Source organism: Mycobacterium stomatepiae (genome assembly GCF_010731715.1).
Classification (GTDB): Bacteria; Actinomycetota; Actinomycetes; order Mycobacteriales; family Mycobacteriaceae; genus Mycobacterium; species Mycobacterium stomatepiae.
In genome coordinates, this window is record NZ_AP022587.1 from 6,094,262 (window position 1) to 6,113,550 (window position 19,289).

Below are 19,289 nucleotides of genomic sequence, written 5' to 3' on the forward strand. Positions count from 1 at the left end.
GGGGCCATACCAGCGTTGCGTAGGTCGGGTCGGGTGTTGGACGTGATCCACTTCATATGGCATGCTGGCCAATTAAATACCAAACACTGTTTGATAACCTATGCCCCGAGATTCTGGAGCCGTCTCGATGACCTCTTCCGCCGTTGACCGCACCCTCGCCGCGCTGCTCCCCACGTTCGACCTCTTCGACCCCGAACACGAGAACTGGAAGTACGACGCGTTTGCCTACGCCCGCGAACACTGCCCGGTCGTGCGCACCGAGACCGAATTGACCGGTCCGATGTGGATGGTTACCCGGTACGCCGACGTTCGCCAAGTTCTCGAGGATCCGGAAACGTTCTCCTCGCAGGGAGGTTCGCCCGCACCCACCCCGATCGGCCTGGGCCCGCTGGATTCGGATCCGCCGCTGCACACCGGATTTCGCAAGCTGCTCAACCCTTACCTGTCCCGCAAGTACGCACTGACGTTCGAGAGCGAGATGCGCGCCGTCGCGCGCGAGCTGATCGGCGGGTTCGTCGACAAGGGCAAGGTGGAACTCCTCGGCGAGTTCGCCGGACCTTTCGTGTCTCGGGTGCTGGCGTCGGTGGTCTTCAAGGAAACCGACATGGCGAAAATGGAGCGGGCCAAAGAGGTCGTCTTCGCCGTGACCGAGGACGGCACCGAACAAGATTTCATGAACCTCGGCATGCTCGCCGCTGAATACCTGGGCGCGGCCACCGAGAATCCACCCGAGGAAGACGGAATCCTGCGGTCGCTGGTCACCGGCACGGTTGACGGCAAGCCGCTGGAAACACACGAGGCGCTCGGTGCCATCTGCGTCCTGTTCCTCGGTGGGCTGGACACCACGCGCTCCGCGATCGGCACCATCGCAATGAACATCGCTCTGCAGCCCGAACTTGAAGCCCGCGTGCGAGATCCGCGTTGGGTGCGCAACGACATGGACGAGTTCATCCGGCATGCTTCCCCGGTGGCCAGCTTCGGGCGCACTGTCACCCGCGACACCGAGGTCGGCGGCTGCCCCATGCGCAAGGGCGACCGGGTGCTGGTGCGGTTCGACTCGGCCAACCGGGACGAAGAGAAGTTCCCCGGCGCCGACCAGCTCCAGTTCGACCCGCCGCGCGGCGGAAACGCAGGCTTCGGTCTGGGCATCCACCGATGCGTCGGTATGCACCTGGCCCGGGTCGAGATCGCCATCGCGTTCGAAGAACTGCTGGCTCGCATCACCAACCTGAAATTCGACGGAGATCCGGCCGACCTCAAGTGGGCTCCCGGTATCGCCAACTGTCCCGACCGCGTCCCGCTGACCTTCGAAAAGGTCTGAGCGGTAGCTTATTTCGGCGGCTCTCGATTGGAGAAATAGATGACCGGACGGGTAGCCGGCAAGGTTGCGTTGATCACCGGTGCGGCGCGCGGGCAGGGGCGTAGCCATGCGCTGCGTCTTGCCGCGGAGGGCGCCGACATCATCGCGCTCGATATCTGCAGACAGATCGAGTCCGTGCCTTATTCGCTGGCGACGCCCGAGGATCTCGAGGAGACCGGCCGCCAGGTCAAAGAGCTCGGCCAGAACGTGGTGACCCGAGAGGTCGACGTCCGAGACGGTGAGGCGCTGACCTCGGCGGTGAACGACGGTGTGAGCCAACTCGGGCGACTCGACATTGTGGTGGCCAACGCCGGCATCATGTCAATCGGTCCGTCGTTCGAATTGTCTGAGCAGACCTGGTCGCAGGTGGTCGACATCAACCTGTCCGGGGTGTGGCGAACGACGAAAGCCGCGGTGCCGCACCTGATTGCCGGAGGCAACGGTGGATCGATCGTGCTCACCAGCAGCATCGCCGGGTTAATCGGGCAGCCTGGACTCGCGCATTATGTCGCGGCCAAGCACGGGGTGGTCGGGTTGATGAAGACGCTGGCACTCGAGCTGGCCCCGTTGAGCATCCGGGTCAACACCGTCAACCCGACGTGTGTCGATACCGACATGATCATGAACGAAGCGACTTATCGGATCTTCTTGCCCGACGATCCGCATCCGACGCGGGACAAGTTCGCCGTTCCGGCCGGGGAGATGAACGCCTTGCCGGTGCCGTGGATCGAAAGCGGCGACGTGAGCAACGCGGTGTTATTCCTAGCCAGCGACGAGGCCCGCTACATCACCGGCATCTCGTTGCCTGTCGATGCCGGCGCGGTGGCCAAGTGATACGCGATGGCGCTCGATGTGACCGCAAAGGGGTTGAAGGACAGCGTGTCTCACAGAGTTGACGGAGTCTTTGACGTATTGGTGATCGGCGCGGGAGCCGGTGGAATGGCGGCCGCGGCGCGCCTGAACCGCCTTGGGTATCGGACCCTGCTTGCGGAGAGCCGGGATCGAGTCGGAGGCCGCGCCTCCACGGTCGAGATCGAGGGGTTCCGGGTCAACACCGGTGCGTTGATCATCGAGACTGGTGGCGAGAACGGGAAGCTGTTCGAGGACCTGGGGCTGTCGATGGGGACCAGGTTGCCTACGCAGCCGCTTGTGTTGCGCCTTGGCAAACGAGACGTCCCGGTGATGAACGGAATCCCTGGCGCGGTATTGCAGACGTCGGTATCGCTGCTGGGCATCACCGCCCGCCGATTTCCCCGGCTGCGACCTGCGCCGCACCGCACCCTCGCGGACGTGACGGCCCGCCGCGGCCCGTTCGTTCGTGGCCTGCTGCGCAATCTGACCAGCGCCTTGTTCGCGGCCGAGCCCACCGACGTGGAAGCCGCATTGCTATTCGACTACCTCACCAAGCCGAAGGCCTTGGACACCTACGCGATGCACCCCGAAGGCAGCATCGGCCCGTGGCGGGTGTTGGCCGATGACTTCGAGCGCACCGGCGGGGTGCTGTGGCTGAATGCTGAGGTCAGACAGCTGACATTCGATGACGCCGGTCGGGTCGACGGCGCAATCGTGCGTCGCGACAACGCCGACGTGTCCGTCGCGGTGCGCGCAGTCGTCAGCAATGCCGGCCCCGTCGCGACCGTGCGCATGTGTGGTGAGGACAACCTGCCCCCCGGCTACGCGGACCGGATCCGCGCGCAGTCGGCACCGAGCACCCTGATCACGGTGAATTTCGCCAGCAGGCGACCGCTTACCACGGTGCCAGGCGTGGTGTTCTTCGGTCCGACCCGGCGACTGGCCTACGCGGCGAATCTGACCGAGACGTGTCCCGAGATGGCGCCACCGGGATGGCATCTGTACGCGGGCGCCAGCACGCCGCACCCCGCTACCGGCGCCTTTGACGAAGCCGCCGAGATTGACATGTTGAAAGCCGATCTCGCCGAACACTTCCCGGGCTTCGAAACGGCGAAGATTCTGTCGATACAAATCTGTGCGGGGGAGGACTGGCCGGCCCAGCGGGCCATCGCCGGTCGTGACCTCCCGCAGACCACCCCGATTCCCAACCTGTTCAACGTCGGCGACGGAGTGCGGGAATGGGCAACGGCGGGCCAGAGTGGTTGCGTGCACTCGGCCCGGTTGGTCGTCGAACGCGTTGCGTCGCTGGTCCCGGTGCTGGCTAAGCGGGTCGACGGTGTGGTTTGATGGCAAGAACCAATTACTGTTTGGTTAATCGATCGCGAGTGGAGAGGCGATGAAGACCCTGGTCATCGGTGGCAGCGGATCCACGGGTGTGCCGGTGCTGGAGGGTCTGCTGCGTCGGGGACACGACGTGACGATGCTGCATCGCGGCGTGCACGAACCCGACGGATTGCCCGATGTCCCGCACATCCACGCGGACCCGCACTTCCCCGAATCCCTGACCGAGGCGACCGGTGAAGCGCGCTACGACCTGGTGCTGGCGATGTACGGGCGGGTCGCGACCATCGCCGAGGTGTTCGCCGGCCGGTGTGGTCACCTGATCAGCGTCGGCGGCGTACCGGCCTATCGTGGCTGCTTACAGGCTGCGCGGGTACACCCCTACGGCATGGCGCTCAACGCCCGCGAGGACGGGCCGCTGTCCGATAGCGTTGAGCCGGTTCCGAAGTTCGCCAAGTTGATTCGAGCCGCCGAACGTGCCGTGCTCGACCGGGCCGAAGCCGGCGCGTACCGGGGCACGGTGATCCGCTATCCGGCGATCTATGGCCCCCGCAACCTGGTGCCCTGGGAGTGGTCGGTGATGCGCCGGGTGCGTGACGGCAGGCGCCGGATGATCTTGCCCGACAACGGATTGTGGATCATCTCGCGGTGCGCGGGCCGCAACGCCGCCGAAGTGGTGCTTAGCGCGGTGGACCATCCCGACATGGCGAACGGGCAGGCCTACAACGCCGCTGATGACGACCAGTTCACCGTGCGGCAGTGGGCCGAGACCGTAGCCGACATCATGGGGGCCGACATCGAATTCGTCGGGGTCCCGCGAGAGATGGCGCCGTCCGCGCTCATCGAGCTGCTGCCGCCGAGCGGCGATCCGCACATTCTGCTGGACAACAACAAGGCCAAGCGGGAGCTCGGCTATGCCCAGGCGGTACCCGCCCGGGTCGCAATGGTCGAGGCGGTCGAGTGGCTCAGCGCCAATCCGGTGACGCCCGTGGACTATCCGCTGTATCCGGCGCGCTTCGACTACGACGCCGAAGACCGGCTCATCGATGCGTATCTGCAGGCGGTGCGATGGGTGCGAGAACAGGCTCCGGACGAAGCGCCCGAGGTACGACACCCGATGCCGCATCCCAAGACCGTGTCCGTCGGCCGCGATGCAGCCGGTCGGTGAAGCAATGATCAGCAGGCCTTAGGAGGGCATGGTGAGCCGTATGTGGCGCCGATTCCAAGATCTGGTTGGTGTCGAGTACCCCGTCATGCAGGACGGCATGGGCCCCTCGCCCGCGACGCACCTCGCGGCCGCGGTGTCGGCGGCAGGCGGCCTGGGCACGGTGAGTTGTCCTAGCATCGTCAACACCTCAGAAGAATTCCTGCGCAAAGGCTTTCGTGGCGCCATCGAGTACGTCGCCGCGCACACCGATCGGCCTTTTGCGGTCAACGTCCCCGTCGGGCGCACTCCCGACGGAGAGCTACTGCTGGTTAGCCGGACCTGTATCGACGAGGCGATATCGGTCAAGCGGGACGGCGGCCGGGTAGGCGAGCAGTTGCGCGCGATCGTGACGTCGGCGGGTTTCGCCGGCGAATTCGGCTCCGCCATCCGCGAATCCGGTCTCGTGCACATGGCCAAGGTCGGCTCGGTGCGACACGCACTGAAGGCCGCCGAGTACGGCGCGAACGTCATCATCGCATCGGGCTACGAGATGGGCGGGCATACCCACGCCAAGGGTGTGCACACAATGGTGTTGGCACCACAGGTGATTGGTGCCCTCGATATCCCGGTCGTTGTCTCCGGCGGCATCTGCGACGGGCGCGGGTTGGCCGCGGTGTTGGCGATGGGAGCGGCCGCGGCGGCAATGGGAACCCGCTTCATCGCCACCCAGGAGCACCAATGGCATCAGGCCTATAAGCAACGCATCGTCGACGCGAAAGAGTGGGACGACGTTGTCTACGGCGGCATCTACGCGCCGATCCGCGGACTGCGCAACGACGCGATTGCCGCGCTGGACAAGGCGCGAGAGACGCTGTCACCCCAGGAGTTTCAGGCTTGGGAAGAGGAACAGATCCGCGTGGCCCAGCGCGATGGGGATGTCGAGCCCGGCCTTCTGGTTGCCGGGCAGGTGTCCGCCGCGATCGACGACATCCCCACCGTCGCCGAGCTGGTCACCCGCATCGTCGCCGAGGCACACGAACTGCTGGCCGCTTCGGCGTCGGTCCTGGAAGAGCCGGCGTGTCCATAACCGAGACCGTCGATGCCGACGGGGTCGCCGAGCTGGTGGTGGACCACCCGCCCGCCAATGCCTACACCATCGGCGATCTGGCCCGGCTCACCGAGTTGCTGTGCAGCTATGAGCATCGCGAAGAGGTGCGAGTTGTCATGTTACGGGCCGAGGGCAACGGGTTCTGCGCGGGTGGTGATCTCAAGGAAGTCCAGTCCCTGCCAGGGTTTGGGGGAATCCTCGGCCAAGCCAGGGGCTCGCAGGATTCCAGCCTGGCCATCGCCGAGTGCGCGGTACCCGTGATCGGCTGCATCCATGGTTACTGCGTGGGCGTGGGCGTGTTGCTGGCCGGGACTTGTGACGTCCTCATTGGCTGTGCTGCAACAAAATTCGTTCTCGCCGAGCTAGACAATGGAGCCACCACCGGGGGTGTGCAGGCGCTCGGCCTGCTACCCGAGAAGCGAATTCGCACCGCGATGTTCACCTGCGAACCGGTCGACATCTCCGAGCTTTACGCCTACGGCAGCGTCTACCACGTGGAACCGACCGTGGCCGCGACGGTGGACAGGGCTAGGGAGATCGCCGCGACGATTGCGAAAAAGACGCCTCGGGTGGTGCGGGCGTTGAAACGGTCGCTGAACAACACCGCCGCTCGTGACCTACGCACGCTGTATCGACAGGAGCTCAGCTACACCTTCGAACTCAATATGCTCGGCGACGCTTCGGCTGCCCGGCAGACCTTCCTGGATCGGACTCGCGCGGGCTATCTGGACGGCGACTAAACAATCGCAGGATCAGGCCGTTGCCGCCGGTTCCAGCCGGACCGGTAGCGCCGCGGCGAAACCGGCGAGCACGCGCGAGCCCGGAGTGAACGTGGCGGGCATCGCCAGATAACCGTTGACCAGTGGGATTGTCGGATACCGGCGGACTTGCTCACGGTCGATCACGTAATCGGGCATCCGCGCAAGGACCTCGCCGAGCAGAACAGTCAGCTCCATCGGCGCCAGGAACGATCCGAGGCAGCGATGCACGCCGAACCCGAACGACAAGTGCTTGCCACTGTTCTCGCGGTCCAGCAGCACCTCATCGGGGTGCGCAAAGACGGCGGGATCCAGGTTGGCGCCACCGATTGCGCAATACACTCGATCACCCGGCGTGAATTGATGGCCCTGGATCTCAACGGGTTTGGCGACCGTGCGCGCTACCCCGGTACCAGGCGGGAAGTAGCGCAGCATTTCGTCGATCGCCGTCGGAATCCGGGCGGGGTCGGCGATCAGCGTCTCGCGGTCGCTGGGATGTTCGCCCAGGTAACCGAACATGTGCGCGATGAGCGCGGTCGAGGTGTCGATACCGCCGTTGAGCAGCATGAACAACAGTTCGGTCACCATGTCGTCGTCGAGCGGCTCGCCGTCGACCTCACCGGTCAGCAACGCGTCGACCAGATCGCCGCGTTCGCCTGCGATCGCTCGCCGCTCGACCACGGTGGCTCGCACGTCCTCGACGAGCGCCACCAGGTCGCGCGCCGAACCCTTCTCCCGGTACACGGCTTTGTGCAAGGTCGTGGCGTATTGCTCCCACTTGTCCAGTGACAGGCCGAAGTAGTCGAGCGATACCATCGCGGGCAGTGGATTCGCGATCTGGTCCACGAAATCGACACTGCCGGAGCCGATGACGCGGTCGATCGTCCAGGACACGATCTCCTGCATCCGCGGGCGGTAGGCGTCGATCGCCTTGCGCGACAACAGCGGGGCCAGCAACTTGCGGTAGGCCTGGGATACCGGCGGGTCCATCTCCATCATTCCCATGCGAACGGGGTTGGTAGGCACCGTCGCACCGCCCCTCACGACGTCGTCGGCGAAGGGCAGGTCGCGACCGCTGACAAATGTCTCGGGGTCGGCCAGCACCCTTTTGATGTCGTCGTAGCGGGTCAGTACCGCGAAACCGTCGTGCCGGTCGCTGTGGGCGACGGGGCAGTGCTGTCGCATGCCTTCATACATGTCGCGCCAATGCTCGGCGAAGTATTGCGAGTGATGGTCGAACTGATCCACTAGTGCTCTCCCGATCCGGATGGCGACGGTCGCCACGGTACCAAACGTCGTTTGGTATAGCAAGGTTGCCCCCACGGGTGACAGCGGCGTTGGGCGCCTTTCTTCTTCTGCTGTACCGAGATTGCGCGGCATTTTCAACCAAACGGCATATGGTTATGATGAGCGGACCCCCGCTGTGCCGCACGAAACGTTGAAGGGGATCCGCGATGAGTATCAAGCACCATGCGACCGACGTTGTGCACTATCACTCGCGTCGCCGGCCGGATCGGCCGGCGATCGAGGACGTCCGCTCCGGTGCGGTGTTCACGTGGCGCGAACTCGAGGATCGGGTGGCCGGTTTGGCCGGGGCGCTCGCCGACGACCTTGGCATCGGTCGTGGTGACCGGGTCGCGGTGCTGTCCGTCAATCACCCCTGGGTGTTGATTCTGCAGTTCGCGTGCATGCGCATCGGGGCGATGTTGGTTCCGCTGAATTTTCGGCTGGCGCAGCCCGAGCTCGAATTCTGCTGCGCGGACTCCGAACCAGCCGTGCTGGTCCACGACGCGGTCTGGGCGGAGACGGCCGCGCGCGTAGCCGCCGCCGCGCGGGTTCCCCGGCTGGCGTCTTTCGGTGTCGAGGATGCCGCATGTGACATCGTCGCCGCCGCGGAGCGTTCGGCACCCCGCAGCGCGGCGCCGGTCGTCGCGGTCACCGATCCAGTCCAGTTGATCTACACTTCGGGCACCACGGGACGCCCGAAGGCGGCGATCTGTACGCACCGGATGCTGCACTACCAGATGCTGAATTCGCTCGACCCTTATGAATTGACCTCCGCCAGCCGGTATCTGGCAGTCTTGCCGTTTTTTCACGCCGCGGGTCTGAACAGCATGACGAACCCCATCTTGGCCCTGGGCAGCACGGTGTCGGTGCTACCGGCATTCGACCCGGCTGAGGTAGTGGGCTTGCTCAGTGACGCGGCGAAGGGATTCACACACTTCTCCGGAGCGCCCGTGATGTATCAGGTCATGGCCAGGGTCCCGGGGTTCGCCGAGGCGGACTTCGGTCACATTCGACACGGTCAGGTCGGTGGCGGGTTTTTGAATTACGACGTAACCAAGGCTTTTTTCGAGCGCGGTTGGCCGCTGAGTCCCGGATACGGTGCGACGGAAATGGGGCCCATCGTCAGTGTGATACGGCCTTCGGACACGCTCCGGAAATTCGGCTCGTGCGGTGATCCAGTGCAGTACACCAATATTCGCATTGTCGGGAGCGACGGCCGGGACGTCGAAGTGGGCGAGGCGGGGGAGCTGTGGGCCAACGGACCGGCGGTAACGGCGGGCTATTGGCGCCGGGACTCCGATGATGACGCGGCGTTTCACGGTGATTGGTTTCGTACCGGTGATGCGGTCAAGCGCGACGAAGATGTTTTCTTGACGATGGTCGACCGCTTCAAGGACATGTACAAGTCGGGTGGGGAAAACGTCTATCCGGCGGAGGTGGAGCGCGTGCTCCAGGAGCATGCCGACATCGCCGACGCCGCCGTTATCCCGATCGCCGACGAGCGCTGGGGTGAGGTCGGACGGGCGTTGATCGTCCTGAATCCCGCCGCTGACCTGGACTGCGACGCGCTGGCCGAGTACTGCCGCGGGCGGTTGGCGCGGTACAAGGTGCCAGCGGAGTTCGTGGCGGTGGAGCCGTTTGAGCGCAATGTGACCGGCAAGCTGCCCAAGGCCGATTTGAAGAAGCGGTACGGGTCGCCCACGTCGAGTGTCTCCGCGCAATGAGTGTCGGCCACCCGGGCGCGCGGTGTTTGGTTAATCTGAAACCACACATCCCCGGAAGGCGAACGGCATGGTAAGGCCCAAGGTCGCGTTGATTTCGCGGCGCAAGGTTCTCGAGGCGGCGCTCACCATCATCGACGAAGACGGTCTGGCGGGCCTGAGCATCCGCCGGCTGGCCGACGTGCTCGGTGTGAACGGCGCGTCGCTCTACCATCACTTCGAAAACAAAGACGAAATTCTGTTTGGTGCAACGGAATTAGCGCTCAGCAAGGTTCGCACGCCGGAGAAGTCGGACGACGACTGGCGGCACTGGCTGTCTCAAAACGCGCGCAATCTCCGCAATGCGCTGCTCGAACACCCCGGACTGGTGCCCCTGGTTGTGTCCAAACGCTCGCTCGGGATGGGCTTTCGGATGCTGGACACGTCGGCGGAACGGTTGATGGCCGAGGGCGTACCCAGCGCGGCGGTGATGCCTCTGCTCGACGCGCTCGAATTGTTCGCCATTGGGAGCGCCCTGCATGACACCCAAGGCTATTCGCCTGAAAATCAGCACGACGTCGACTCCGACAAGTACCCGGCGTTGGCCAAGGCGATGTCGGAGAGCGGTCTGTCCTCTGAAGAGATCTTCGATCTCGTGACCTCGAGCATCCTGGACGCTGTCGACGCCGCGATCAAGGTGCGCCAGGCCAGGTGGCTGCCGGCGGCCCAGGCCGACGGCGAAACTAACGGCCGCGGAAGGCTGGCTTAGCCTCTGGCCCATGCGCGAGGAGCGTTTCGACGCCAATCGCGGCATCTTCGCTGCCGAGCACCGGTCCTGCCAGGTCGGGGGTGGCGGCGTCGGCGGCCGCGGTCCCGCGATCGCGGGCGAGCGCGATGATTTGCTTGGCGATTCCGGTGGCCATCGTCGGTCCCGCCGCGAGCTCCGCGGCGAATTCGCGTGCTCGGGCCAGCAACTCGGGTCCCGGAAGCACCCTGTCGACAACACCCCAGTCGTTCAGCACCGACGAGCCATAGGTGCGCCCGGTGACGACCATCTCTGTTGCGTGCGCTACTCCCGCGCGTGCCACCAGACGTTGGGTGCCCCAGGCGGCGGGCGTGATGCCTACCCGCGCCTCGACAAGTCCCATGCTCGCTTCCGCGGCCGCCCAGATGAAGTCGCACGCCAATGTCAGCTCGAGGCCGATGGTGAGATTCAATCCGTGTACCACGGCGACGGTGGGCAGCGGCAACTGCTCGATCCGCTGAATCAGGCCCAGCAGGCGGCGACTGAACGCGGGTGCCGGCCGCCGCGTCCATAGCGGTGAATTGCTGCGCCTGCACCCCGGCGCAGAAAACCTTGCCTTCGGCCCGCAGGATCAGCGCACGCACGCCGTCCGGAAGATCGTCCAGGACGGCGTCGTACGCGTCGGCGACTTCGGGGGTGAATAAGTTGAGTGCTGGCGCGGCCCATACGATCTCGGCCACGTCGCCGTCGCGGTCCAGCCGAAGATCGCCGTGCCGGATGGTCATGTGCGGAGCGTACTGACGTCCGACGCAGTTAATCAAGCACTGTTTGTATAACCGGGCCCGGTGGCAATGGGGTCTCAGCGGGGGAATTGCCCGTCGTCGACCTTGACGATGGTCCCGGTGACGAACTCCGATGCCGGCGCGGCCAGGTAGAGCAGCGTGCTGTCGAGTTGGGCCGGATCGCCGATGCGCTTACGCGGCAGGTCGTCGGTGAAATCGCCGACCCGTGCGATCCGGCCTTCCATCATCTCGGTCATGAATGCGCCGGGCGCGATCGCGTTGACGTTGATCCCGTAGCGGACCCACTCGACAGCGAGCACCTCGGTCATCCGGTTGATGGCCGCTTTGGTCACCGAGTAGAGCGCGGCCCCGTCGCCCTGGTAGTGATATGCGCCCATCGACGAAAGGTTGATGATCCGCCCCGGTGACTTGGCGGCGATCAGGCGCCGGGCCACCTCGCGGGTCAGCACGAACGGTCCGCGCAGGTTCGTATCGATGACGGCATCGATTAACTCCAGCGACATCCGATGTGCCCGTTGGGCATCGGGGATCGCGGCATTGTTGACCAGCGTGGTTATCGTCCCGAATTCCTGCTCGGCGCGATCTAGCGCGTCACCCAACCCGGCGGGCCGCGACATGTCCATCGTCACCGCCATACAACGCTGCCCGCGTTCGTTGATCTCCCTGGCGACCTGCTGCAGGCGCTCGAGGCGGCGGCCGGTCACCACTACGGCCGCGCCGGCGTCGGCGAGCACCTCCGCGAAGCGGTGGCCGAGTCCGGCGCTGGCGCCCGTCACCAACGCCACTTGGCCACTTAGGTCGACCGGGTCGTGCGCACGCGGAAATCTGTTGGGCGGGTTCATGATGGGCACCATTGCCATTTCTCTCGTCGTGCTGGGGCCGAGCGGGCTACCCCGAGGCGCCAGCCTAGTGGCTTTAGGTTACTGTCTTCCTTTGCGGCCCGGGTGGTCATTTGAGACGTCCAAACTCAAAATGTTAGGGTGGCGTCCGTGCGCCACTCGGAGACGGGCCCGCGGGCATGACAGACACTGCCTCTATGACGGAACATGATCTGCGAGCCGACGTCGATGCGACGCAGCGGCTCGCCGCGCTGCGTCAACAGGTGCGTGAGCTGACCTCTTCCTGGCTGGCTGAGGGTCGCTACACGCCCCGCAGCGACTGCTGGCTGCGCTCCTTCGATCTTGATTTCAGTCGGGCGCTCGCTGAGCATGGGCTCATCGGCATCACCTGGCCGGTGGAATTCGGCGGCGGCGGGCTCGACGCTCGCTCGCGCCTTGTCGTCACCGAGGAGCTGCTCCGTGCCGGAGCGCCCGTCGCGGCGCACTGGATCGCCGATCGTCAGATTGGTCCGGCCATCTTGCGCCACGGCACCCCTGAGCTGCAAAAAGAATTGCTGCCGGGCATCATCCGCGCCGACTACATCTTCTGTTTGGGCATGAGTGAGCCGGAGGCCGGCTCGGATCTGGCGGCGGTGCGCACCATCGCGAAGAAGGTTGACGGCGGTTGGTCGGTTACCGGCCGCAAGATTTGGACCAGTGTTGCGCATCGCGCGACGCACGCCTATCTGTTGGCTCGCACCGATGCCAGCGGCAAAAAGCACGAAGGCCTGTCGGAATTCGTCGTGGACATGTCCACTGCCGGGATCGAGGTTTCGCCGATAGTCGACATGTCGGGCGAGCACCATTTCAACGAGGTCACTTTCACCGATGTCTTTGTTCCTCAGGATCGTCTGCTGGGGACCGAGGGAAACGGCTGGCGTCAGGTCGTCGAGCAGCTGTCATTCGAACGCGGCGGTCCCGAGCGGGTGTTGAGCACGTATCCGCTCCTGGCCGAAACGATCGGTCATCTGCGCAAGACCTCTGATGATCGTCACGATGTGGAGCTCGGCGCGCTGGTCGCGCGTCTGGCCACGCTGCGGCGACAATGCTGGGAGATCGCCAACGCCATGGATGCTGGGCGCGCGCCTGTCGTGGAGGCGGCGAGTTTGAAGTATCTCGGCACGGAGTTCGAGAACGACGTGATCGAATTCGCCCGACGAGTGGGGCTGCCGACCTCGCGCACCGATCCATTGGCGGAGGCGCTTTTGGCCTCACCCGGGTTCACCCTTCGCGGCGGCGCCTCCGACGTCCTGCTTTCGATCGTGACAAAAAGCGAGACCAAGCCATGAGTGAATTCGCCCGCGAATTGACGGATCTCATCAGGAACCTCGCAGCCGACGCCGGGGATGCGGGCTCGGTATGGGGCCAGGTGTGCGAGCTCGGCCTCGCCGGAATCGGAATGCCCGAAGACAAAGGCGGTTCGGGCGGTAGCCTGGCCGACCTGGTGGTCGTCGTTCGGGAGTTGGCACGCGCCGGGCTGAGTACCCCGATCGTCGAGGCGTCGACGACCTCGTATTCCGCGGACGCGGCGGTGGCCGGTGAGAGTTTCGACACGATCGTCGTAGCTCCGGACCTGGATGTCCCGTCAAAAGCCGTCACCGCCAACTTTATTCAAGTCCCCTTCGCCGACCGGGCCGACGGGCTGGTGATCGTGACCGCATCCTCGGTGGTGAGCGTACGGCTGGCGGGGGAATCGGTCACCGTAGAGCCCGGCCACGACATCGCCGGGCTGCCCGACGCGCGGGTGAGCCTGGCCGGCGCGTCCGTCGCACATCTATCAGGCGGACCCGGCGCCGCGCAGGTCCTCAACCGACTGGCGCTCGCACGGTCGGCCTCCCTGCTCGGGACTGCTTGGGGGGCTTACGAACTCACCCGTAAGTATGTGACAGAGCGCGAGCAGTTCGGTGCGCCGCTGGTGAAGATCCCCGCCGTGTCGACCGCGCTGGCGCAAATGGCCGTGCGTACCAGGTTCGCCCAGTCGGCGCTCGACCGGGCAACGGCGGCATGCGCGGATGTTCACACACCCGAGACACGCAGGTTCGGCGCGGTGTCGGCGGCTCGCATCACCGCGGCCACCGCGGCGACCCTGGTGGCACGGACCTCGCACCAACTGCACGGGGCAGTGGGCATCACCGCCGAGTACGGCCTGCATCGCTACACCAGCAAGTTGTGGGCACTGCGAGACGCCGACCAGTCGGAATTCGCCTACAGCCGCCGACTCGGGGCACGGGTGCGAGACGAAGGCGAAATTGAGCTGTGGGAAAGCATCTCGGCATGACCGGCCGCGTTGCCGGCGACACTTCAGGAGGCAAGCAATGACTGACACCGTCCTGGTCGAGACCGCGGATCGGATCATGGTGATCACGATCAACCGTCCGCAAGCCAAGAACGCGATTGACAGCTCGGTCGCAGCCGGTATCGCCGCCGCGATCGACGAGCTCGAGACGCGCGACGACCTCACGGCGGCCATTCTGACGGGTGCCGATGGAACATTCTGTGCCGGAATGGATCTCAAGGCTTTCCTCAGAGGTGAGTCGCCTTCCATCCCGGGTCGCGGGTTTGCCGGGCTTACCGAAAGTCCGCCGACGAAACCGTTGATCGCGGCGGTAGAGGGCTGGGCGCTGGCGGGTGGCTGTGAACTGGTCCTGAGTGCGGACATAGTGGTGGCCAGCACGGCTGCCAAATTCGGTCTGCCGGAAGTCAAACGGGGTCTGGTCGCCGCGGCCGGGGGGTTGCTGCGGCTCCCGAAGGCGTTGCCCTACTCCCTGGCGATGTTGACCGCGTTGACGGGCGAACCGATCACGGCTCAGGACGCCGAGCGCCATGGGCTCGTCGCCGCGCTCACCGAGCCAGGCGAAGCACTGGCCACGGCGCGCGAAGTCGCGACCAAGATCGCCGCGAATGGACCACTGGCCGTCAAGGCGACCAAGAAGATCCTTGCGCATCAAAGCAACTGGACCGATCTCCCCGCGTTCGAGTGGCAGCTTGCAATCACCTCGGAGGTGCGGAAGTCGGCCGACGCCAAGGAGGGGGCGCTGGCCTTTGCGGAGAAGCGCGCCCCACAGTGGCAGGGCAAGTAGGGATTCCTAACCCCCGCTTTGGCCGACACGCGGTTGGCCGGGCCCGCCCTGCCTGGTGTCAGACTGTGTGAAAGTGCTCTGCCCACCGGTGGGCCCATTGGGATCTTGGGTCAGATCAATGTCGTGGTCAAGGTCGGGCATCATGGGTACCATCCGACAGATCGGATTGAACATCGAGTGACAGGGATCGTCGCCGGGATCCGCATCGGCGGGAACCGCGAAATTGAGACCGGTCACCACCGTGCCCAACACAACGATCGCGGCCTTCCGCAAGGTGGGCATGATGCCATCCTCCCCGTCGTCTCAGTAGCAGGCCGACCTTCTCTATGAGATCGCGCCAGTATATTGAGACGCTAAATCTCACACAACCCCCGATGTGCGAGCTATGTCGATGTGGTTTCGCGTGCTAGCGACTCGTGGCTGGGAGCCTCCGCGCCGGCCTGAGCGTCGCGCGCTTCGGAGTTGATGGCCTTGATCAGCCAGGTCGTCGTGACGATGAATAGTGCCGTGAACACCGTTGCGGGCATCCAGAAAACGAACAGGCCATTCCAGGCGAATGGGCCGGATTTGAAGAACGGAAGCACGGTCGCCGGTGTGAACATCAGTTCTACCCAGATGAGGAAATAGGCCAGCCAGCGCGGGAATAACGGCTGCGGCCTCGGATCCGACAGGATCGCGAAGGCGAACGAGAAGAACTGGGGCATGAACGGCGTCCACGGCATCACCAGAATGATCCAGCTCATGTCGTTGAACAGCAACGTCAGCTCGGGGGAGCGGTCGGGACGAAACGCGGTGACCGCGAATAAGAGCGCCGGCAGCAGAAACGTCACGCACCCGAACGCCCCGCCGACCAGTTGCGCGTTGACGACAGTGGGATGCACCCCGGGGATCCGCCGAATCTGCCCGGAGATCACGGCGGTGAACCACACGTAGAACATCGAGCTCAAGAAGATGAGCCCGGCGCCCAACCGGATGCCGGCGGTGTGGGCCTGGTAGTGAGCGACAATCTGGGCCGCGGACATGCCCGGGGACAGGGGCGGTATGAATCCGGCGGAGACAAAGCCGCCGAAGAACAGCAGCAGGCAGATGATGGCGCTGAACGCGCAGAACCGCTGAAAAGCCATCTGAGCGTTCATATTTACTGTCCTCGATTACCAATGAAGCTTGTCGTTGCGCCAGTGGGTGCCGGCAAGTCAAGCAGCTTCGCCACCAGCTGACTTGCCGGATTGCTCTGTGCCATCGGGGAGTCCGGCGGCAGTAGTCCGGCGCCGATCATCATGTGCGCGGCGCGGCACATCAGGATGGACAGCCGGGTGCCGGCCAGGACTTCGTAGTAGTCGAGGTTGCGCAGCGTGTGACCGGTCGTCCGCTGGTAGTAATCGATGGTTTCGGCGTGGTCGGGGATACCCTCCGGCAAGGGGAGACCGACACCCTCGGTGTGGTGGCGCATCAAGAACAACCACCAGCCGAGCTCTTGTTCGCGGCTGGCCAATACCAACATCTCCCAGTCGAGCACACCCACGGGGGCAAGCTCGTCGGAGAAGATGATGTTGCCCACCCGGGCGTCGCCCCAGTTCAGCACCTTTTGTTCGGCGCCGGCAGGACGGTTCTCGTCGAGCCAGCGCAGGGCCGCTTCGATCGTCGGGTTCGGCTCGCCCTCGGCGGCCCACTCGAATGTGTGTCGCCACTTAGCCAGGCCCGCGTCGAGCCCGCTGTGGTTCTCGGGGGTGTCGAGGAAGTCCAGCCCCACGGTGCGCCAATCGACATCGTGGATCTGAGCCAGCACGTCGAGGCTGTTGTGCCACATCTGGCGTCGCTGATCCGGTGTCAGATCCAACACCCAGCCGGCCGCGGTGAAGGGCGGATCGTCGGCGGGGATGCGACCGTCGATCCGTTGCATCACCAGGAACGGCGAACCGAAGACGGACGGATTCTCCTCGAAGTAGTACACCTGAGGCACCGGTACCGGCGAATGGTCGGCTAACGCCTTGATGACGGCCGCTTCCTTGCTCAGGTCATAGTCGGGAAACACGCCAGGCCCGTCGGGTTGCACCCGGGCAACCATGCCGCGGGTCTGTTCACCATCGGCATCACGCCAGCTCGCCGTGAAAAGTACGGTCTCATTGGATAACCCGCCTGCTCCGGGGACCTGGACGTCGGTCACGGTGATGTCCTGTGCATCGGGATGCTTCGAGGACAGCCAATCAGCGAGCCGCTTCGCGGCCAACTCGGTGTCGATAACGTTTTTCAGGGCCATCGCTTTCTCCTCTTTCAGTCAATGTGTCGATGAGACAACGCGTTATGAGTGCGAGGCCGCCAACGCTCGGCGATTCATCATTTGCTGGTATTTGTCGAACCAAATCTCTTGATACGTGGAGTGAGTGGTTCGGCCGTGCTCGTCGGTCCAGCGGTACACGCTGTCGTGGAACGATGTGCTGGGCCAGGCCGGCAGGGGTGCGCACGCGATCGCTTCACCCTGGAACCGATATACCTCGCCGTGCTCGTCCTCGGCGGTGATCTCTTGGCGCATGGGGAGGTGAATGCGCGGGTGATACTCGAAGACGTTGCGCCGCACCCATTTGATCGATCGGGTCTCCTCGCCACGCTGAATCCAGGCGTAGTGATGTGAAGGGCGATCCCCGACCTCATACAGCCCGGCCCAGGCGGGGTCGGTATCCAACGGTTCGAAACTGATTTGGTTGAAGATGAGGTCGGGGCCGAAGTACATCGGTGACCAGCCGACGGGCGGAACCGGTACCGCACCACGGCGTTCCACCCGGATCTGGCGCCAGGAGCGGTCGCGCGGTGCATAGCAGTCCACCGGATAGGTTGTGCCCTCCAACACCAATTCGCCGGTCATGTGCATGAACTGCTCGGTGCCGCCCGGTTCGCGTGCCACGTCGTGATGGTCTTCCTCGCCCGGCATCACATGTCCCCGGGCCAGCAGCGGAGTCACCGCTTCGGCGACCACGTCGACGGAGGCAGCCCCGTCTGCGCTGCGATAAGTGATCCGTGCGGTCCGGCCCGGGTCGATGAAATCGATCGTCAGCCCGTTGTCGGTGGTAATCGTGCTGCCTTCGATCCGCGGCCACGGCATTGTGATCTCGTAGTCGAGGAAAGCCATATCGGTGTGTTCGACATTGTCGGTGCCCTGGAAGATGCAGACGCCACCCTGCGACAGCGGAAAAGCTGGCTGGTAGCGCACGTAAAGGAACGCACCGATTGCCGCTTCGGGAACGGAGAAACCGAAGTAGTGGGTGTGGATCAGATGCGGATCCCATTGCTCGCCGGCGGCCGGCATCGGCAACAGCAGGTCGGTGTCACCGGAATGTGTGCCAAGTGCCATGCGTGGTTCGCTCCTATGCCTTGACGGTTTGGGGAGGTGCCGAGTCCGTGGGCGATCCCGAGAATGCTTTGGGCTTGTGCCACAACGTCTCCGACTCCGGGTGTGTCGGCTCGTCGCGACCGCGCATCGTCACATCGCCGCTCCGTCAGCTGTGAGCCAGTTCACCCCCGTGGGGTTAAACTAACAAAATATGAATATGATTTCAAGGGTGAAACTTAATTCATTCGGTAATAATCCGGGTGTGAAGTCCGAGCTCGAAGGCAAGGCGACGACGCGCGTCGAGCGCCAGCGGCTGCGCACGCGGCGTCTGCTGCTGGACGCCGGCCGGACGCTGATTGCGGCCAAAGGGGTTGCGAGCCTGCGCATCCAGGACATCACCGAAGAGGCTGACGTCGCGTTGGGCTCGTTCTACAACTACTTCCAGTCCAAGGAAGACCTCCTCGAGGCGGTGATCACCGAGAGCCTGTCCGACTTGACGTCGGCGATCATCACCAATGTCGAGGACGGCACCGACCCGGCCGAGGTGGTGGCGCTGGCGAATCTGCGCGTCATCCGGCTCGCCTACGACGAACCCGACTTCGCCCGGTTGATCGTCAACATCGGACACTCCGAGGAGCTGTTCGGCGACGCCGTCCACAACCCCGCACGCATCGCGGTCGAGCGCGGAATCGAAAGTGGCCGGTTCGTTGTCGCCGACATCGAGGTCTTGCTCACCGCGGTGATCGGCGGCGCCTTCGCCCTCATTCGAGAAATACTCAACGGCCGTCACGGTGCGAACGCGCATCATGCTTTCGCGCGCCACGTGCTTGCCTCGCTCGGGTTGCCCGCCCGTGAAGCCGAAGCGATTGTGCGAGCGGCGTCCGACCGCGAATAATCCGCTGCCC

General features: G+C 64.5%; 19 protein-coding genes. 12 read left to right on the plus strand and 7 right to left on the minus strand.

Going from position 1 to position 19,289, the window contains the following annotated elements:
• Positions 1-127 precede the first annotated feature (127 nt).
• Genes G6N54_RS28870 through G6N54_RS28895 form a run of 6 tightly spaced genes read left to right on the plus strand, consistent with a single transcriptional unit; the run spans position 128 to position 6,548 of the window.
• Positions 128-1,321, plus strand: coding sequence for a cytochrome P450 (locus G6N54_RS28870; RefSeq protein ID WP_163794183.1), 1,194 nt, complete (start codon positions 128-130; stop codon positions 1,319-1,321).
• 39 nt (positions 1,322-1,360) lie between these two features.
• Complete coding sequence (locus tag G6N54_RS28875) at positions 1,361-2,194, plus strand: mycofactocin-coupled SDR family oxidoreductase (protein WP_163794185.1); 834 nt, start codon at positions 1,361-1,363, stop codon at positions 2,192-2,194.
• A 45-nt stretch (positions 2,195-2,239) separates the two neighbouring features.
• Positions 2,240-3,559: an FAD-dependent oxidoreductase gene (locus G6N54_RS28880; RefSeq protein WP_232073132.1), complete on the plus strand. Its 1,320-nt coding sequence runs from the start codon at positions 2,240-2,242 to the stop codon at positions 3,557-3,559.
• Between the two features lie 49 nt (positions 3,560-3,608).
• Positions 3,609-4,721, plus strand: a complete 1,113-nt coding sequence (locus tag G6N54_RS28885) for a Rossmann-fold NAD(P)-binding domain-containing protein (RefSeq protein WP_163794188.1) — start codon at positions 3,609-3,611, stop codon at positions 4,719-4,721.
• Positions 4,722-4,761: 40 nt separating this feature from the next.
• The gene (locus G6N54_RS28890; RefSeq protein ID WP_232073837.1) at positions 4,762-5,787 is read left to right on the plus strand and encodes an NAD(P)H-dependent flavin oxidoreductase; all 1,026 of its coding nucleotides are present in this window, start codon (positions 4,762-4,764) and stop codon (positions 5,785-5,787) included.
• On the plus strand, positions 5,778-6,548 hold the full coding sequence (locus G6N54_RS28895) for an enoyl-CoA hydratase-related protein (RefSeq protein WP_163794192.1): 771 nt from the start codon (positions 5,778-5,780) through the stop codon (positions 6,546-6,548). The genes G6N54_RS28890 and G6N54_RS28895 overlap by 10 nt, the downstream gene beginning before the upstream one ends.
• Before the next feature lie 12 nt (positions 6,549-6,560).
• On the opposite strand, the gene G6N54_RS28900 is transcribed toward G6N54_RS28895, so the two are convergent.
• On the minus strand, positions 6,561-7,814 hold the full coding sequence (locus G6N54_RS28900) for a cytochrome P450 (RefSeq protein WP_163794194.1): 1,254 nt from the start codon (positions 7,812-7,814) through the stop codon (positions 6,561-6,563).
• A 206-nt stretch (positions 7,815-8,020) separates the two neighbouring features.
• Between G6N54_RS28900 and G6N54_RS28905 the strand changes: the two genes are divergently transcribed.
• Positions 8,021-9,577 (plus strand): AMP-binding protein, encoded by a 1,557-nt coding sequence (locus G6N54_RS28905; protein WP_163794197.1) that lies wholly within the window; start codon positions 8,021-8,023, stop codon positions 9,575-9,577.
• A gap of 67 nt (positions 9,578-9,644) precedes the next feature.
• Positions 9,645-10,322 (plus strand): TetR/AcrR family transcriptional regulator, encoded by a 678-nt coding sequence (locus G6N54_RS28910; RefSeq protein ID WP_163794199.1) that lies wholly within the window; start codon positions 9,645-9,647, stop codon positions 10,320-10,322.
• Here the strand turns inward: G6N54_RS28910 and G6N54_RS30895 are convergent.
• Positions 10,297-10,803: an enoyl-CoA hydratase/isomerase family protein gene (locus tag G6N54_RS30895; protein ID WP_232073134.1), complete on the minus strand. Its 507-nt coding sequence runs from the start codon at positions 10,801-10,803 to the stop codon at positions 10,297-10,299. The two genes, G6N54_RS28910 and G6N54_RS30895, sit on opposite strands and share 26 nt — an antisense overlap.
• A 354-nt stretch (positions 10,804-11,157) precedes the next feature.
• Positions 11,158-11,961, minus strand: coding sequence for an SDR family NAD(P)-dependent oxidoreductase (locus tag G6N54_RS28920; protein ID WP_232073142.1), 804 nt, complete (start codon positions 11,959-11,961; stop codon positions 11,158-11,160).
• Between the two features lie 158 nt (positions 11,962-12,119).
• Here G6N54_RS28920 and G6N54_RS28925 point away from each other — a divergent pair, with 158 nt between their 5' ends.
• The 3 genes from G6N54_RS28925 to G6N54_RS28935 are packed head-to-tail and all read left to right on the plus strand — an operon-like array spanning position 12,120 to position 15,059.
• Positions 12,120-13,268, plus strand: coding sequence for an acyl-CoA dehydrogenase family protein (locus tag G6N54_RS28925; RefSeq protein WP_232073144.1), 1,149 nt, complete (start codon positions 12,120-12,122; stop codon positions 13,266-13,268).
• Positions 13,265-14,257, plus strand: a complete 993-nt coding sequence (locus tag G6N54_RS28930; RefSeq protein ID WP_163794201.1) for an acyl-CoA dehydrogenase family protein — start codon at positions 13,265-13,267, stop codon at positions 14,255-14,257. The genes G6N54_RS28925 and G6N54_RS28930 overlap by 4 nt, the downstream gene beginning before the upstream one ends.
• Positions 14,258-14,294: 37 nt before the next feature.
• Positions 14,295-15,059: a crotonase/enoyl-CoA hydratase family protein gene (locus G6N54_RS28935; protein WP_163794202.1), complete on the plus strand. Its 765-nt coding sequence runs from the start codon at positions 14,295-14,297 to the stop codon at positions 15,057-15,059.
• Positions 15,060-15,065: 6 nt separating this feature from the next.
• Here the strand turns inward: G6N54_RS28935 and G6N54_RS28940 are convergent, their stop codons facing one another.
• From G6N54_RS28940 to G6N54_RS28955, 4 genes are all read right to left on the minus strand, one after another.
• Complete coding sequence (locus G6N54_RS28940) at positions 15,066-15,341, minus strand: hypothetical protein (protein WP_163794204.1); 276 nt, start codon at positions 15,339-15,341, stop codon at positions 15,066-15,068.
• A 101-nt stretch (positions 15,342-15,442) separates the two neighbouring features.
• Positions 15,443-16,195, minus strand: coding sequence for a hypothetical protein (locus G6N54_RS28945; RefSeq protein ID WP_163794206.1), 753 nt, complete (start codon positions 16,193-16,195; stop codon positions 15,443-15,445).
• 2 nt (positions 16,196-16,197) lie between these two features.
• On the minus strand, positions 16,198-17,316 hold the full coding sequence (locus tag G6N54_RS28950; protein WP_163794209.1) for a phosphotransferase family protein: 1,119 nt from the start codon (positions 17,314-17,316) through the stop codon (positions 16,198-16,200).
• 42 nt (positions 17,317-17,358) lie between these two features.
• Positions 17,359-18,405 (minus strand): DUF7064 domain-containing protein, encoded by a 1,047-nt coding sequence (locus G6N54_RS28955; protein ID WP_163794211.1) that lies wholly within the window; start codon positions 18,403-18,405, stop codon positions 17,359-17,361.
• Positions 18,406-18,646: 241 nt separating this feature from the next.
• Between G6N54_RS28955 and G6N54_RS28960 the strand changes: the two genes are divergently transcribed.
• On the plus strand, positions 18,647-19,279 hold the full coding sequence (locus G6N54_RS28960) for a TetR/AcrR family transcriptional regulator (protein WP_232073838.1): 633 nt from the start codon (positions 18,647-18,649) through the stop codon (positions 19,277-19,279).
• Positions 19,280-19,289 lie beyond the last annotated feature (10 nt).